19 protein-coding genes and 1 pseudogene are annotated in these 15,197 nt (G+C 61.7%); 10 read left to right on the forward strand and 10 right to left on the reverse strand.

The features are described from left to right. Positions 1-9: 9 nt before the first annotated feature. Positions 10-441, reverse strand: a complete 432-nt coding sequence (locus I8N66_RS07955; RefSeq protein ID WP_291151867.1) for a hypothetical protein — start codon at positions 439-441, stop codon at positions 10-12. Between the two features lie 89 nt (positions 442-530). On the opposite strand from I8N66_RS07955, the gene I8N66_RS07960 reads away from it, so the two are divergent. The 3 genes from I8N66_RS07960 to I8N66_RS07970 all read left to right on the forward strand — a co-directional run bounded on the left by I8N66_RS07960 (position 531) and on the right by I8N66_RS07970 (position 2,937). Beyond that, positions 531-1,427: a DMT family transporter gene (locus tag I8N66_RS07960; RefSeq protein WP_291151870.1), complete on the forward strand. Its 897-nt coding sequence runs from the start codon at positions 531-533 to the stop codon at positions 1,425-1,427. A gap of 701 nt (positions 1,428-2,128) precedes the next feature. Next, complete coding sequence (locus I8N66_RS07965; protein WP_057253168.1) at positions 2,129-2,344, forward strand: cold-shock protein; 216 nt, start codon at positions 2,129-2,131, stop codon at positions 2,342-2,344. A gap of 146 nt (positions 2,345-2,490) precedes the next feature. Further along, a complete protein-coding gene (locus tag I8N66_RS07970) occupies positions 2,491-2,937 on the forward strand; it encodes a BA14K family protein (RefSeq protein ID WP_113535663.1) in 447 nt (148 codons plus the stop codon). Positions 2,938-3,028: 91 nt separating this feature from the next. On the opposite strand, the gene I8N66_RS07975 is transcribed toward I8N66_RS07970, so the two are convergent. Both I8N66_RS07975 and I8N66_RS07980 read right to left on the reverse strand, forming a co-directional pair. Then, positions 3,029-3,670 carry an MBL fold metallo-hydrolase gene (locus I8N66_RS07975; protein ID WP_291151877.1) on the reverse strand — a complete coding sequence of 214 codons (642 nt, stop codon included), beginning with the start codon at positions 3,668-3,670 and terminating at the stop codon, positions 3,029-3,031. Positions 3,671-3,837: 167 nt separating this feature from the next. After that, on the reverse strand, positions 3,838-4,017 hold the full coding sequence (locus I8N66_RS07980) for a hypothetical protein (protein ID WP_113535454.1): 180 nt from the start codon (positions 4,015-4,017) through the stop codon (positions 3,838-3,840). A 216-nt stretch (positions 4,018-4,233) separates the two neighbouring features. Here I8N66_RS07980 and I8N66_RS07985 point away from each other — a divergent pair, with 216 nt between their 5' ends. Together I8N66_RS07985 and I8N66_RS07990 are read left to right on the forward strand one after the other, a co-directional pair. Then, positions 4,234-4,791: a DUF1236 domain-containing protein gene (locus I8N66_RS07985; protein ID WP_291151972.1), complete on the forward strand. Its 558-nt coding sequence runs from the start codon at positions 4,234-4,236 to the stop codon at positions 4,789-4,791. 324 nt (positions 4,792-5,115) lie between these two features. Next, a complete protein-coding gene (locus I8N66_RS07990) occupies positions 5,116-5,382 on the forward strand; it encodes a hypothetical protein (RefSeq protein ID WP_113535456.1) in 267 nt (88 codons plus the stop codon). A gap of 81 nt (positions 5,383-5,463) precedes the next feature. Here I8N66_RS07990 and I8N66_RS07995 read toward each other — a convergent pair whose 3' ends face one another. Further along, positions 5,464-6,354 carry a branched-chain amino acid aminotransferase gene (locus tag I8N66_RS07995; RefSeq protein ID WP_291151881.1) on the reverse strand — a complete coding sequence of 297 codons (891 nt, stop codon included), beginning with the start codon at positions 6,352-6,354 and terminating at the stop codon, positions 5,464-5,466. A gap of 269 nt (positions 6,355-6,623) precedes the next feature. Between I8N66_RS07995 and I8N66_RS08000 the strand changes: the two genes are divergently transcribed. Genes I8N66_RS08000 through I8N66_RS08015 form a run of 4 tightly spaced genes read left to right on the forward strand, consistent with a single transcriptional unit; the run spans position 6,624 to position 9,831 of the window. After that, on the forward strand, positions 6,624-7,100 hold the full coding sequence (locus tag I8N66_RS08000) for a MarR family transcriptional regulator (protein ID WP_113535458.1): 477 nt from the start codon (positions 6,624-6,626) through the stop codon (positions 7,098-7,100). Positions 7,101-7,155: 55 nt separating this feature from the next. Beyond that, on the forward strand, positions 7,156-7,857 hold the full coding sequence (locus I8N66_RS08005) for a response regulator transcription factor (RefSeq protein ID WP_113535459.1): 702 nt from the start codon (positions 7,156-7,158) through the stop codon (positions 7,855-7,857). A 32-nt stretch (positions 7,858-7,889) separates the two neighbouring features. After that, the gene (locus I8N66_RS08010; RefSeq protein WP_291151884.1) at positions 7,890-9,272 is read left to right on the forward strand and encodes an ATP-binding protein; all 1,383 of its coding nucleotides are present in this window, start codon (positions 7,890-7,892) and stop codon (positions 9,270-9,272) included. Between the two features lie 55 nt (positions 9,273-9,327). Then, positions 9,328-9,831: a tetratricopeptide repeat protein gene (locus tag I8N66_RS08015; RefSeq protein WP_291151886.1), complete on the forward strand. Its 504-nt coding sequence runs from the start codon at positions 9,328-9,330 to the stop codon at positions 9,829-9,831. Between the two features lie 3 nt (positions 9,832-9,834). Here I8N66_RS08015 and I8N66_RS08020 read toward each other — a convergent pair whose 3' ends face one another. The 6 genes and pseudogenes from I8N66_RS08020 to I8N66_RS08050 all read right to left on the reverse strand — a co-directional run bounded on the left by I8N66_RS08020 (position 9,835) and on the right by I8N66_RS08050 (position 14,120). Continuing rightward, entirely contained in the window at positions 9,835-10,398 is a 564-nt protein-coding gene (locus tag I8N66_RS08020; protein WP_113535664.1) for a protein-tyrosine phosphatase family protein, read from the reverse strand. A gap of 5 nt (positions 10,399-10,403) precedes the next feature. Then, positions 10,404-10,745, reverse strand: coding sequence for a tRNA-binding protein (locus I8N66_RS08025; protein WP_291151889.1), 342 nt, complete (start codon positions 10,743-10,745; stop codon positions 10,404-10,406). 36 nt (positions 10,746-10,781) lie between these two features. Continuing rightward, positions 10,782-11,740 (reverse strand): annotated as a pseudogene (locus tag I8N66_RS37515) (LysR family transcriptional regulator). A gap of 349 nt (positions 11,741-12,089) precedes the next feature. Further along, complete coding sequence (gene proC / locus I8N66_RS08040) at positions 12,090-12,908, reverse strand: pyrroline-5-carboxylate reductase (RefSeq protein WP_223725103.1); 819 nt, start codon at positions 12,906-12,908, stop codon at positions 12,090-12,092. Between the two features lie 2 nt (positions 12,909-12,910). Then, complete coding sequence (locus I8N66_RS08045) at positions 12,911-13,411, reverse strand: YbjN domain-containing protein (RefSeq protein ID WP_034788736.1); 501 nt, start codon at positions 13,409-13,411, stop codon at positions 12,911-12,913. Between the two features lie 448 nt (positions 13,412-13,859). Continuing rightward, positions 13,860-14,120 (reverse strand): accessory factor UbiK family protein, encoded by a 261-nt coding sequence (locus I8N66_RS08050; protein ID WP_291151978.1) that lies wholly within the window; start codon positions 14,118-14,120, stop codon positions 13,860-13,862. 215 nt (positions 14,121-14,335) lie between these two features. Here I8N66_RS08050 and lgt point away from each other — a divergent pair, with 215 nt between their 5' ends. After that, positions 14,336-15,172, forward strand: coding sequence for a prolipoprotein diacylglyceryl transferase (gene lgt / locus I8N66_RS08055; RefSeq protein ID WP_291151911.1), 837 nt, complete (start codon positions 14,336-14,338; stop codon positions 15,170-15,172). The last annotated feature ends 25 nt before the right edge of the window (positions 15,173-15,197 follow it).

The raw sequence follows: 15,197 nt of genomic DNA on the forward strand, positions 1-15,197 counted from the left end.
CCTCGCCCTTCACGTCAGCCGGTCGCGAAGCTCCCTGCGGAACACGAATTTCAACCCGGACCAGACGGCATCGACCGCGCAGACCTTCACATCGACGAGGCCAAGCGGCAGGAAGATGTCGCGCAGCACATCTTCCGTCAGTGTCGTCGACACCTTCGACGCCTTCTTCGGCCAGGAAATCCAGAGCATGCCGTCATGCCTGAGCCGGGCCGCCACCTCTGGCGCAAGCCTGGCCAATACGGATCTCTGCGTCTCGAACACATGCACATAGTCGTAGCTGCGCTCGGTTGCCGGGCCGATCGACGTTTCGCTGGTCGAGAAACCGGAAAAGCCGGTGACGTCGCTGAGCCCGGGCGGAACGCCGAGAAGCAACGCCACCTGACCGGTCCTCAAGCCCAGCTTGCGAGCAAGCGGCTTACCGGAATATCCGCTGTCGTTCATCGCCATCTCCGAGCGCCGAGACGCTGACGATGAGCCTTGCCCGCCCAGAACGCAACTGCTAGACGGCGGCCTGTCCGAGGAGAACGAACATGCCCCGCATTCAGGCCAATCTGCTGCTGTTGATATCAGGCGCGATCTGGGGCGCCGGCTTCGTTGCGCAGTCGACGGCCATGGATGCGATCAGCCCCTTGTGGTTCATCACGCTCCGGTTTGCGATCGCGACACTGGTCGCCATGCCCTTCGCCATTCTCGAGACGAAACGTGCGACCGAGCCGCTGCGGCTGAAGACCGTGCGCAATTTCATCTTCATCGGCCTTGCGCTCTTTGCCGGCGCAACGACCCAGCAATTCGGCCTCCTCGACACGAGCGTCACCAATTCCGGCTTCCTCACCGGGCTGTACGTCGTCTTCGTACCGGTGCTGACCGTCGTCTTCCTGCGCCGCAAGCCGCATTGGGTCATCTGGCCGGGCGCGCTGATGGCGCTCTTCGGCATCTTCCTTCTGAGCGGTGGGACGCTCTCGGCCCTGAGTGGCGGCGACTACCTGACGATCCTGTGCGCCCTGTTCTGGGCCGTGCAATTGCTGCTGGTCGGTCTTTTCGCGCCCAGCAGTGGCCGACCGATGTTGCTGTCGATGACGCAGTTCGCCGTTTGCACGGTGCTTGGTTTCCTGTTTGCCGTGACCATGGAGCCGCTGAGCCTTGCCGCGATCGAAGGCGCCCTCTTCGAAATCCTCTATGCCGGCATCTTCTCGAGCGGTCTCGCCTTCATCCTGCAGGTGGTGGGCCAGCGCTATACCACGGCGCCGCAGGCGGCCATCTTCCTGTCGAGCGAGGCGCTCTTTGCCGCGCTCTTCGGCGTCCTGCTGCTCGGCGAGGTCATCACCCCGATCGGCTATGCCGGCTGCGCCATCATCTTCGCCGCGATGCTTGCCGTCGAGATCATTCCCGAACTGACGAAAAGCCGGCGCGTTCAAGCGGCCGCCTGAAACCGGCACTTGCGGGCGCAACCGACTGCGGCACGAACTATATCAGCGACCGCCCCAAACGCCGGACTGGCGCTTTACTTGCTATTGTACCGGGCCATCAGATCGTTGCTTCGGCACGAAACCCCGGGCGGGGTGTCGTCGACCGGTCCAATTCAATACCTTTAGTTTTTCTGCAAGAATCGTAGGCAAGAAACGTTCGACGCGAGAAGCATCAAACATATCAGAGAGTTGCGAATACCGGACGCCGCCTGCATTCATCAGGCCCCGTTGTGGCTGCATCGAAAAACAGCAAAAACCCACTCAATTTTGCGGCATTCATTTTCAAAAAGCTGTGATTTCAACAGCTTGCGATATATCTTGAAAGAAGGGCAACAACCGCGGAAATGACCGATTTTTGAGCAATGACAAGACGCAATACCACGCCTGAAAAGTTTTGCTTGCCAATTCAAAATAAACCCATCAATCTTACTCTGTTCGGGCAATCTGCGAACACGGGAAGATCTTGAAATAAAAGCGGGCCGGAGACGCAAAACTCCGGGCGGCCAGGCCGGGAAGACGCATGAAAATGCAACTTCTCCAATGGCTGGCTGCGGTAACAGGACCCTTTCCTCAAACGTCGAGAACTGCCTGCCAACGCCCATTCGGGCAAAACTGCAATGCTACCCGTCCGTCAAACGGGTGGAGAGAAAAGGACCTGACGCATGGCCGAAACTGGCACTGTAAAATTCTTCAACACCGACAAGGGCTTTGGTTTCATCAAGCCTGACAACGGTGGTGCAGATATCTTCGTACACATTTCCGCAGTCCAGGCTTCCGGCCTGAACGGTCTGACGGAAAATCAGAAGGTGAGCTTCGACACCGAACCGGATCGCCGCGGCAAAGGCCCGAAGGCGGTCAACCTGCAGATCGCCGGCTAACGCCGACTTCTGCTGACAGATTCAAAGTTGAAGCCCGGCAGATTTGCCGGGTTTTTTTTGTTCAGGCTCGGTTCAGGCTGGCAGCATTAACTTCCTCTCATCATGAAATCCGGATTGATCCGGTCCATGCGATAGGATTGAAGCTCATGAACAAGTTCATCAAAGCCGCCGTTCTTTCGGTCGCAGCAGCCGCCATCGTCATCCCGACGTTCGGTGTTGCTGAAGCGGGTGGCGGCCACCACCACAACAATGACGACGCATGGGCAGCTGGTGCAGCGGGCCTCGTCGCCGGCGCGTTGATCGGCGGCGCGATTGCCTCGCAGCCCCGTTACAACAGCGGCTACAGCGACCGCGTCTATGTCGATCCGGAACCGGAATACGATTATTACGAGCCGCGCCCTGTCTACCGCGCCCGCCCCGTCTATCAGGCACGCCCGGTCGTCGTTGACAGCTATGGCGGCGGTTACCGCTCGCTCGAGCCCTGGACGCCCTCCTGGTACCGTTACTGCTCGCAGCGCTACCGCTCGTTCAACCCGGACAACGGCACGTTCCGCGGCTATGATGGCCGCAGCTACTTCTGCACCGCCGGCTGATCAAGCGAGCGTCAGAACAAAAAAAGAAGCGCATGGCTCTCGCGAGCCATGCGCTTTTTGATTCGGGCCGCTGATCGGCCTGCTAAGCGGTTCAGAGCCCGCGCAAATAGGGATTGGTGCGGCGTTCCTCGCCGATCTGGCCGCCGGGGCCATGGCCGCAGATGAAGCCGACAGTGTCACCGAGCGGCAGGATCTTGTCGCGGATCGAATCGAGCAATTGCTGGTGATTGCCGCCCGGCAGGTCGGTGCGGCCGATCGAGCCGTGGAAGAGCACATCGCCGACATGGGCGAAATTCTGCGCCCGATTGAAGTAGACGACATGGCCAGGCGCGTGACCGGGGCAATGCAGGACCTCGAAGAGATGATCGCCGAAGGAAACGGTATCGCCCTCTTCGAGCCAGCGATCCGGAATGACGTTCTGGACCTTCATTGCGAGGCCAAAGCGCTCGGCCTGGCTCTCCAGCCTTTCGAGCAACGGCAGGTCGTCCTTGTGTGGGCCGATGATTTCGAGCCCGAGCGCATCCTTCAATTCCTTGGCGCCACCGGCGTGGTCGATGTGGCCATGGGTGATCCAGATCGCCTTCAGCGTGATGCCGTTCTCGCGAACCGTCTGCAGGATGAGATCGACGTCACCACCGGGATCGACGATCACGCCTTCCTTGGTCTCGCTGTCGAACAGCACCGTGCAATTCTGCTCGAAATGGGTAACCGGAATGATGCCCGCCTGTAACATGTGCGCCTGCCTTTTTAGGATCTGCCGCGGCCTCCTTCGATCGTCGTCGATCGATAGATAAAACGCCTGCAGCACTTCAAAGTTCTATAACGATCAGCGCGCCCGACAGGACGCGCTGCGCTGTAGTTCTCTCCTATAGCGGCAAATGGCGTCGGTGACAGCGCCAATCAGCGCAGAACGGCGACTTGGGCGGTGGCGGCCTGGCTGGTCGCAGGTTGCGGCACCGGCCATTGCACCGTCGTCATCAGCAGCGCCGAAATGGCCAGTTCCGCGGCAACGACGATCCGCACCACCGGCTTGAGGCTACGGGCGGTGAAATTGTTCTGGTCCGGCTGAATATTCTGCATCTTCGTTCCCTCTCCCGCCGCCTGTTTTCTTTGGCCCACGGGGCGCGGCAGCAGCGGGAGAATGTCACGGCGTCACATTTCGTGACGTTCCCGGGGGAACATCCGCGCGCGCGGAGACGTTTCGCCTTCATCAATAAGAGGAGAAAGATGATGGTGAAGCTTACCCGCCCCCTGTTGCGAGCCGCTGCGGCCGCGGGTTTGGTGTTGACGGTCGGCATGCCGTCCGCCTTTGCAGCCATGACCGCAACGACAGTCACGGACCTCAACATCCGCACGGGTCCGGGCCCCCAATATCCGACAGTCGGCCTGGCGACGCGCGGTAGCACCGCGGTCATCGATGGCTGCATCGAAGGCAGCAAATGGTGCCGGATCGATATCAATGGCGTGCGTGGCTGGGTCTATGCGCAATATCTGACGACCGACTTCGACGGTTCCGCCGTCGTGGTTCAGGAACGTCGGGCCGACCTGGCTATTCCCGCCGTCACCTATGAGGCGCAGCCGAACGATCCTGTGATCGTCAGTAGCGGCGACGAATTGATCGGCCCCGTCGAAGAGGTCGATCCGATCGTGCCGCCGGACAATGTGCGCACCTACGTCACGTCCAACCCTGGCGACACCGTCTATCTCGACGGCGAAGTCGTGGTCGGGGCCGAACTTCCGCAGACGGTCGCGGTCCAGCGCGTGCCTGACTATAGCTACGACTATGTCAGCATCAACGGCCAGCCCGTGCTGGTCGAGCCGGCGACGCGACGCATCGTCTACGTTTACCGATAGAACTCGACACTCCGGCGACCCCGAGGTCGCCGGAGCCTGCTGTTTCTGCGATCCTCCACGCCGTCTGGCGCATGCGCGAATCATCCCATTTCATCGGGAAAAGACAGAGAGCCGTTCGGTCCCAACACTGCGGCGAACCCTCCTCCCCCGTCCCGCCGGGCTCGGCCTCCGGTTGAAAGCGAACCATTTCAATAGGCTAAGATCCGGCCCTCCGGCTGCCATTTCGTTCAAATTGACAATAAATCAGAATAGGCTTCAACCTATCGGTGCCGGCTCATCGGCTTTAGTGGCCCGTCCACGACGAGCCACGACACGGAGGGATCAATGGAAGCATTAATGCCTATCATTACCCAGTTGATCGCGGGGGCGGCCGGCGGTAACGCGGCCAGCGCAGTATTGAAGCAGCAAGCATTCAGTGTCGTCGCGCGGACCATCGTCGGCGCAATCGGCGGCCTGGGCGGAGGGTTCCTCATTCAGATGCTCGGTGGCGAAGCAGCCGCAACCGGCCTTGCGATGCAAGCCATCGGCAGCCTCGTTGGCGGCGGCGTGCTCAGCGGCATTGTCGGGCAGTTCCTCGGCAAGGCAGCCTGACCCATCCCACGATCATATCCGTAGCAAGACAAAAGGCGGCCGGAGGCCGCCTTTTCTGCATTCGAAAACGTCCCTATGGCGTCACTCGGCCGCTGCGGCAACCGGATAGACTTCCTTCATGTAGTCGTTCATCAGCGTTTCGCAGATCGTCGCCGGCATGAAGCGGTAGGGGCCGATTTCCGAAACCGGCGTCACTTCGGCAGCAGAGCCGGTCAGGAAGCATTCGCTGAAGCCGGAAAGCTCTTCCGGCATGATCGCCCGCTCGACGACCTCGTAGCCGCGGCGCTTGGCAAGCTCGATGACCGCGCGGCGGGTGATGCCGTCGAGGAAGCAATCCGGAACCGGCGTATGGATGACGCCGTCCTTGACGAAGAAGATGTTGGCGCCCGTCGCTTCGGCCACGCGGCCGCGATAGTCGAGCATCATCGCATCCGCATAGCCCTTGGCTTCCGCCGCGTGCTTGGAGATGGTGCAGATCATGTAGAGACCGGCAGCCTTTGACTTCGAAGGTGCTGTCTGCGGATCCGGGCGGCGATATTCGGCGATGTCGAGACGGATACCCTTCAGCTTCTCGGCCGGATTGAAGTAGCTGCCCCACTGCCAAATGGCGATGGCGACGTTGATGCGGTTGTTCTGCGCCGAAACGCCCATGCTTTCGCTGCCACGCCAGGCGATCGGCCGCACATAGGCTTCGGAAAATCCCTGGCGCTTCAGGAGCTCGACGCTCGCAGCATCCAGTTCTTCCACCGAATAGGGAATCTTGAAGCCGAGGATATCGGCCGACTGATGAAGGCGCTGGTTGTGTTCGTTCAGCTTGAAGATACGTCCGCCATAGGCGCGCTCGCCCTCGAAGACAGCGCTCGCATAGTGCAGCCCGTGGGTCAGCACGTGTACCTTGGCGTCCTTCCATGCCACGAACTCGCCGTTGAACCAGATCTCTCCGTCCAACTGATCAAAAGGAACCGCTGCCATGGTGTCATCCTCCGGCGCATGTGCGCCATTCTTAGTTGATTATCGTCCTGCTTTCAGTTTATCGGCAAACTGATTGAGGGAAAATTCAATTTCGTGATTTTGGATTTGCGATCGGAACGGCGCGGCATATCCTTTCAAGGTGTTGCCAACGCCAAATGTCTCGCTTACCGAGCAAGGACGCTAATGGTGCGGTAAAAATATGTCAACAAAGCTGACGTATTTTTCCGAATGTTTCGCAAGTTGCAATCAGGCTGAAAGGAAATGACCGCGTGGCCGGCCAATCCAAAGAGAACACCCGGTATCTCACCGATGCCGCCGCCGATGATGACACGATCGATTTCGAGATCATCGAGCTGCTCTTCTTCGCCTATCGCGACTTCACCTCCGATCCCGACGCCATCCTGGAAAAGAGCGGCTTCGGGCGGGCGCATCACCGGGTCGTTCACTTCGTCGACCGCGAGCCCGGCATGACCGTCGCCAACCTTCTGGACACGCTGAAGATCACCAAGCAGAGCCTTGCCCGCGTGCTCAAGCAATTGATCGACTCAGGCTATATCCGCCAGGAGACCGGCCCTGAAGACCGGCGCCAGCGGATGCTCTATACAACCGAGGAAGGTCAGGCGCTCGCGCGTGCACTGGCCGAGCCACAGTCCCGCCGCATAGCGGATGCATTGGCAAGAACGGGTCCGGGCGCGCGGGAGACGGTCAAACGCTTTCTCGCCGGAATGAAGAACGCCGCAGACTGACACGAGGCCCCACCGCCGGCAGCCGGCGCGGAGCCTGGAACTTGGGAAGCGTGGAATGACGACAAAAGCGACTGTCTCGGACGATGCGGCTCACCTTCTGGTCGTTGACGACGACCGACGCATCCGCGACCTCCTTAACCGCTATCTGGTCGACCAGGGATTTCGGGTAACGACCGCGTCGGACGCGGACGAGGCGCGGCGCAAGCTCGTCGGCCTCGATTTCGATCTTCTGATCGTCGACGTGATGATGCCGGGCGAAAGCGGCATCTCGCTGACCCATAGCCTCCGGCAGATCAAGACCGTGCCGATCCTGATGCTGACGGCACTGGCGGAATCCAATTCCCGCATCGAAGGTCTCGAGGCTGGCGCGGATGACTATCTGTCGAAGCCTTTCGAACCGCGCGAACTGGTGCTGCGCATCAACAATATCCTGCGCCGCAACCAGCCCGCCCAGACGCCCAAGGTCGACCAGGTGATCTTCGGTCCCTACACCTTCTCGGTGGTGCGCAAGGAACTCAGGCGCGGCGCCGATCACATTCGCCTCACCGACCGCGAGCAGGAGATCATGACGCTCTTTTCGCAGCGCGCCGGCGAGACCATTCCGCGCCACGAGCTGATCGGCGACGATGCCGAGGTCGGCGAACGCACGATCGACGTGCAGATCAATCGCCTCCGGCGCAAGATCGAGGACGATCCGTCGAATCCCGTCTGGCTACAGACGGTGCGTGGTATCGGCTACCGGTTGAGCGTGGACTGAGATGGCAGCCCTTTCGATGAGCACGGCGTCCCATGGCAAGCTTTGATGGCATAGAGCGCGGAGCGGCAGGCTCCAGCGACAATGCCTGGAGGCGCTTCACGCGTTGGCTTCGCCGCCGCCTGCCCATGGGTCTTTACGCCCGTTCGCTGCTCATCGTCATCATCCCGATGGTGCTGCTGCAATCGGTCGTCGCCTTCATCTTCATGGAGCGCCACTGGCAATTGGTGACGCAGCGCCTTTCGGCCGCCGTCACCGGCGACATCGCCGCGATCGTCGATCTCATCGATACCTTCCCCGACGACCGCAACATTGCCGAGATCATCCGCATCGCCCGCGATCAGCTCGATCTCAGTATTTCCGTCGAACCGCCCGGCGAACTGCCGCCGCCACGGCCAAGCCCGTTCTTCGAGATCCTCGACCAGATCCTCGGCGAAGAGATCTCCAACCAGGTCCGCCGCCCCTTCTGGATCGATACGGTCGGCAACTCCAAGCTCGTCGAGATCCGCATCAAGCTCGACGATGGCCGCATCCTGCGGGTCTATGCCCGGCGTAACCAGGCCTATGCCTCCAACACCCACATCTTCCTCGTCTGGATGGTGGCCGCATCGCTGGTGCTCCTGACGATCGCGATCCTGTTCCTGCGCGGCCAGATCCGGCCGATCCTGGCGCTGACCAAAGCGGCCGAAAGTTTCGGCAAGGGCCAGAAGATCGACGACTTCGCACCGCGCGGTGCCGACGAGATCCGCCGCGCTGGCCTCGCCTTCATCCTCATGCGCGAGCGCATCGAGCGCCAGATCGAACAACGCACGGCGATGCTGACCGGCGTCAGCCATGATCTTCGAACCATTCTTACCCGCTTCAAGCTGCAGCTGGCGCTCGCCGGCAACAACCCGGATCTCGAAGGCCTGAACCAGGACGTCGAGGACATGCAGAACATGCTGGAAGGGTACCTTGCCTTCGCCCGCAGCGAAGCGGAGGAAGATGTCGGCCAGCTGAAACTCAGCGACCTGATGACCCGGCTCGCTGCGGAGGCCGAACTGCTCGGCAAGACCCTGACCACATCCATCGAGGGCGAAGACGAGATCCGCGTCCGACCGAACGCCTTCACCCGCCTCGTCGCCAACATCGCCTCGAACGCCTATCGCTACGCCAACACCGTCCGCATCGATGCGCGCCACAGTGCCAAGTGGCTGACCATCACCGTAGACGATGATGGTCCGGGCATTCCCGAACGATCGCGCGAGGACGTGTTCAAGCCGTTCTTCCGTCTCGACGAGGCGCGCAATCTCGACAGTTCCGGCACCGGGCTTGGTCTGGCGATCGCCCGCGACATCGCCCGCAGCCATGGCGGCAACGTCACTCTCGGCGACAGCCCGTTCGGCGGCCTGCGTGCAACGGTGCGCGTGCCGGCTTGACCTTCTCGCATTGACGGGTGACTGCTCGCAGGAGACCAGGCTGAGGGAATGCGCTGTGGCGAACGTTATCGATTGGAACGGCTGGGAAAGACGGCTGGCCGAGCTCTGGGCTGCCTTTGACACCGTCGACAGCGAAACCTTCATCGCCCGGATCGAGGCGCTCGCAGCTGAACTTCCGGCGGATCACGCCATCGGCCTGTTCGAACGGGCTTCGGCGCAGGATTCAACCGGCCATGAGACGCAAGCCGAGCCGCCGTATCGGCAGGCGCTGCAAAACGGTCTCACGGGCATTCGCCGCCGGCGCGCCGCGATCCAGCTCGCCAGCACTCTGCGCAATCTCGGCCGCGCTGACGAAGGCATTGCATTGCTGAGCGCCGAACAGGCCCAACACTCGGATGAACTCGACGATGCGGTCGCCGCGTTCCTGGCCCTGTGCCTGGTCGACGTCGGTCGCGCGCAAGAAGCAGCCGCACTTGCCCTCGGCAGCCTGTCGCGCCACCTCCCCCGCTACAATCGTTCGCTCAAGCGCTACGCGGAGGCGCTGCTGGCAGACCAGTAAGCGTTAGCGCTGATAGATCGACGTCAGGCCGCGCCGTTCGTTAAAGCGATGCCAGGCGTCGATGCGTCGCGGATGGCGTGCGCGCATGATGTCGAGCGGGGCGAGCAGCCGACCTTCGCGGCCAAGCGCTGCATCGAGGATTTCGATGATCCGCCGGTTCGGCCAGGGCTTGCGGGTGATCGTCAGCAGCGCCCGGAACGCCTCGTCCTCACGGCCGGCGCCGAGCTGGTGGGCGATCAGTCCATAGGCAAAGGCAGTGGAACGGCTGACCCCTGCGTGGCAATGAACGAGGATGCGGCTCGAAGCATCCTCGGCCGCAGGGCGCATCGTCTCGAACACGTCCAGCACCAGATCGGGGAAATGCTGGGTAGCGGTCGGGTTCTCCTGATCGCGCATGCGCACGATCCGGTGGCTTGCGTCAGCGATGACGGGAACGTTGGCATCCGGCAGTTCCGGATCGAGCAGCGAGAGCACGTGGCTCGCGCGCCAATCGCGCGCGGCATCGGCGGCGCGCCACAGGCAGGAAACCTTGACGCGCTCGGGGATCACTTCGAATGCAATGTTCATCGGGATCACATCAGTTTTTTGCCGTTGGGGACCGGCCGTTCGGTGGCAGCCAGCACGATCGCGCCGGCCTCGTCTTCAAAGCCCAGGGTCAGCACTTCGGAGCGGACAGGCCCGATCTGGCGCGGTGGAAAATTGACCACGCCCAGCACCTGCCGCCCGACGAGATCTTCCGGGCGATAGTGCACCGTGATTTGGGCTGATGACTTTTTTATGCCGATCTCCGGGCCGAAATCGATTCTCAGCTTGAAGGCCGGCTTGCGCGCCTCCGGAAAAGGCTCAGCCTCGACGATCGTGCCCACGCGAATGTCGACGCGCTCGAAATCAGAAAATTCAATAGTCTCGGCCATTACAATTCCCTTTGTGAAAAGTCGCTGCCGCCGGGCTTAAAGCATCGGCGGAGATTCCGGAAGCACGCCGGCATCGGCGGGCGCCCCGTGAAATCTGGCCTCCTCCCAGGGGCGGCGTGCGAATTGCTCGGCCAGGAAATCGACGAAGACGCGCACGCGCGGCGGCAGGAAACGTCGGTGCGGGTAGACGACGGTGATCGGTTCCGCCTCTGCATAATTCCAATCGGTCAGCAGCGGCACCAGCAGGCCCGCCCTGATGTCACCACCGACCAGTATCTCGGAGAGCCGCACGATCCCAATGCCTGCGAGCGCGAGCCGCCTCAAAGCCTCCGTGCTGTTGGCCTCGACGGAACCGCGAACGCGGATCGCATGCCGGCCGTTGCCATCCTGGAACTCCCAGACATTCAGGCGGCCGTGGGCAGTGATGGCAAGGCATGTGTGCCGTCGAAGTCGTCGGGCGTCTTCGGAACGCCGTGTCTCTCGAGATATCCCGGCGCTGCACAGATGACGCGGCGGTTCGATGCCAGGCGCCGCACCACCAGCGTGCTGTCGCTTTGCGCCGCCACCCGTATGGCGACATCCGCGTCGCCGTTCATGAGGTCGGCGATCGCGTCGCTGAAATCGAGCTCCAGATCGATCTCGGGGAACCGAGCTATGAAATCAGGCAGCATGGGCACGATCAGGCGATGTCCGAAGGCGCTCGGCAGGCTCACCCGCAAACGCCCACGCGGCTCGGCGCCCGGCTGGATCGCAAACTCGGCGTCCTCGATGTCGCCGAGGCTCCGGCGGGCTGACTCCGCATAGGCACCGCCTTCGCTGGTGAGGCTGATGCTGCGCGTCGATCGCTGCAGCAGACGCACGCCGAGACGCGTCTCCAGTCGGCCGATGATCTTGCTGACCGCCGAGGGCATCATGCGCAGCCGCCGCGCGGCCGCAGAGAAGTCGCCCTCCTCGACGACGGAGAGAAACACCGCCATGGCTTCCTGCCTATCCATCCTATCTATTCCATATTGTCACAGATGAACGGAATTTATCATGGATTATCGCGCTCACCGACAGGCCGTAGCTTGAGATGCAACTCAGACAGCAAAGCTTGAGGAGTGATGGAAATGGATGAGCAGCGGTACGACAGGCCGGCGAGTTACCAGCTTCATTCCTGGGCGCGGCGTCAGCGCAGCGCGGCCATTGCTGACGCGATCCGCCGGGCAATCGGTGTGATCTGGAGGTTTCTGCTCAATCGGAAACCGCGGCAAGAGCGCGACGCATGTGCGGGTGCCTCCCGCACATGCACGCCCTAAGGCAATCACCACGCCGACGCTGCGATAGCGCGGCGGTGTCGCGGGCTCAGCCCGCCAGTTCTTCCGCCCGCTTGCGCGCCGCCGCGATCGCCTTGTCGAACAGCGGCTGCATGCCGTCGTCGGCCATCAACACGGAGAGCGCTGCAGCGGTCGTGCCGCCGGGAGAGGTTACGTTCTGACGCAACCGCGCCGCTTCGTCGGGGGACTGGTGCAACAATTCGCCAGCCCCCGCGACGGTTTCCCGCGCAAGCCGCATGGCGAGGTCCGCCTCGAGGCCGGCCTTGCGGCCCGCCTCCGCCATGCACTCGACGAGGTAGAAGACATAGGCCGGACCGCTGCCGGAAACAGCCGTCACGGCATCGATCTCGGCTTCAGTCCTGACCCATTCGACCGGGCCGCTGACCTTCAGGAGGTCGTTGACCTGGCCGCGCTGCGCGTCGCTGACGCGCGCATTGGCAAAGGCACCGGTGACGCCGCGGCCGATCATCGCCGGCGTGTTCGGCATGGCGCGAACCGTGGCTGCAGCACCCAGATGCGTCTCGATGAAGGCAAGCGTCTTGCCGGCCGCGACCGAGACGATGACCGTGTTCGGACCGACCAGCGGTTTCAACGGCGGCAGCACGACGTCCATCACCTGCGGCTTGACCGCAAGGAAGATCACGCCGGCCGCGACGCCGGACGGCGCCTGGGTCGCATGCGTCACGCCATTGTCGGCAATGAGCTTGGCCATGGCCGGCGGCGGACCGGGATCGACGACGAGCACGTCGGCACCCCTCACACCACTCTTCAGCCAGCCGGAAAGCATGGCGCCGCCCATATTGCCGGCGCCGACGAGCACGATGGGACCGGAAGCGGCATTCGCCATGATCAAGCCTCTCCAACCGTTTCGAACAGGACCGCATCGACGGCGCGCTGCGCGTCCATGCCGGACCAGACGACGAATTGAAACGCCTGGTAATAGGATTCGCAAGCGTCGAGTGCGCTCGAAAGCAGAACTTCAACCTGCTGGTTGGTGGGCTCGGCGCCGCCGGCGAGCAGCAGCGACTGGCGGAAGATTACCACTTCCTCCTGGCGCCACAGATCGAAGTGGCCCATCAGCACCTGGCCGTTGATGTGGGAGAGCAGACGGATAACTTCGTTGACCCGGCTTTCGGAGACCTTGATATCGAAGGCGCAGGCAAGGTGCAGGGCTTCGAACTCCTCCATCCAGGAGAAGGAAACGTGGTAGTCCGCCCACTTGCCTTCGACCGTCATGGCGATTTCATCTTCGCCGGATCGTTCGAACGACCAGTCGTTATTTGCAGCCACGAACTCGATCATGTCGACCGGGTTGGATTGGCGCTCGACTTCCATTTCCAAAAGGCTCATTCATCACCCTGCATAGGTGTGGCGCAGGCATGCATCATCACGCTCACAAGACGCAACGCTGCAAACCCAACACCGATTACAAACACATTATGATTGCTGAACTCACATCCATCCTGGCTGACTTACCCTGCCCGGAGCTTGCGTGGTTCGTTTCGAATCATCATTTAAAATCAGTGTATAATGGCGGAGTCAGGCTGCCAGCCCCCGGGCCGAAAAATAGCCGGGATGAATCGCGTCCACGTTGTCATTTGGATGAAGCGCCCAAGCTTAACTGACTCTGCCATAAGGGTTTTTTGGCAGTGTCCACAGGTGGAAAACTTTTCAGGTTTTATTAACCAGCCTTAACGCCGCTTCAATCGAGCCAGGATTAACGACAGCAAAACGCCCGCGAAACCAGTTCGCGGGCGAAGTAAAAACGCTGAAACACCGTTATTTCGGCGGAATCGCGTTACTTGCCGGTCGCAGCGATGCTCGCTTCCAAAGCCTCTATGCGGGCGAGCAGCGCATCATTTTCCTCACGCGCCTTGATGGCCATTTCCTTGACCATCTCGAATTCCTCGCGCTTGACCACGTCGAGCGAGTTCAGCGCCCGTTCGGCCTGCGCACGGAAGGCTGTCTCGACCTCGCGGCGCACGCCTTGGGCGGCACCCGCGGCATCGGTCATCATCTTGGCAAAGTCATCCAGAATGCGGTTGGCGCCTGTGCTCATCGTCGCGATCTCCATTTCAGCCATCGCCTCGCATTGCGATGCGGTCATGAATTTCAGGTAGGGTCAGCGGCGTGCGGATGCAAGGAAAATCACGTACCAAATCACGGCCCTGTGTGCGCGGCACGGGCATCGGCGCCTTGACCCGGTGAAAATCGGTCGCCATGTTCCGCCGAAACAACCGGCCCCTGCACGCGCAATAGGTACGAGAACATATCTTGGAAACTCTAGCGACCCGTCTCGCCATCCTTCCCTTCCCCGAAATCGACCCCGTCATTTTCCAGATCGGGCCTCTCGCCGTGCATTGGTACGGGCTCGCCTATGTGGCGGGCATCCTGATCGGCTGGTTCTACGCACGGCGCCTGGCGATGAACAATGCGCTCTGGCGCAACGAGACGCCTGCGGTTACGCTGCAGCAACTTGACGACTTCCTGCTTTGGGCAGCCGGCGGCATCGTGCTCGGCGGCCGCATCGGCTACATCCTCTTCTATGATCTCGGCTCGGTGCTCGCCAATCCGATCCGCGCGTTGGAAATCTGGAACGGCGGCATGTCGTTCCACGGCGGCTTCCTTGGCACGACGCTCGCCATGATCATCTTCGCCCGGCGCAACGGCATCGTTCTCTGGAGCCTTTTCGATATCGTCGCGGCTGTCGTCCCGATCGGCCTTTTCTTCGGCCGCATCGCCAATTTCATCAATGGCGAGCTCTGGGGCCGTCTCTCCTCGATGCCCTGGGCAATCGTCTTCCCGACCGGCGGCCCCTTCGCCCGCCACCCGAGCCAGCTCTACGAAGCGGCCCTTGAGGGCCTCGTCCTGCTCGCCGTACTCGCCTGGTTCATCTATCGTCGCAAGGCGTTGAAATCCCCGGGCCTCGTCACCGGCACCTTCGTGCTCGGCTATGCCCTGAGCCGCATTTTCGTCGAATTCTTCCGCGAACCGGACGCGCAGATCGGCTATCTTGTCGGTGGCTGGCTGACGATGGGCATGGTGCTTTCGTTGCCGATGGCACTCGCCGGCATCTGGGCGATTGCCCGGGCGCGGCGCGCAGCCGCCTGAGAGCGGATAAGGCAAGGGCGTGCGG

It is taken from the genome of Ensifer sp. SSB1, assembly GCF_016652895.1.
Classification (GTDB): domain Bacteria; phylum Pseudomonadota; class Alphaproteobacteria; order Rhizobiales; family Rhizobiaceae; genus Ensifer.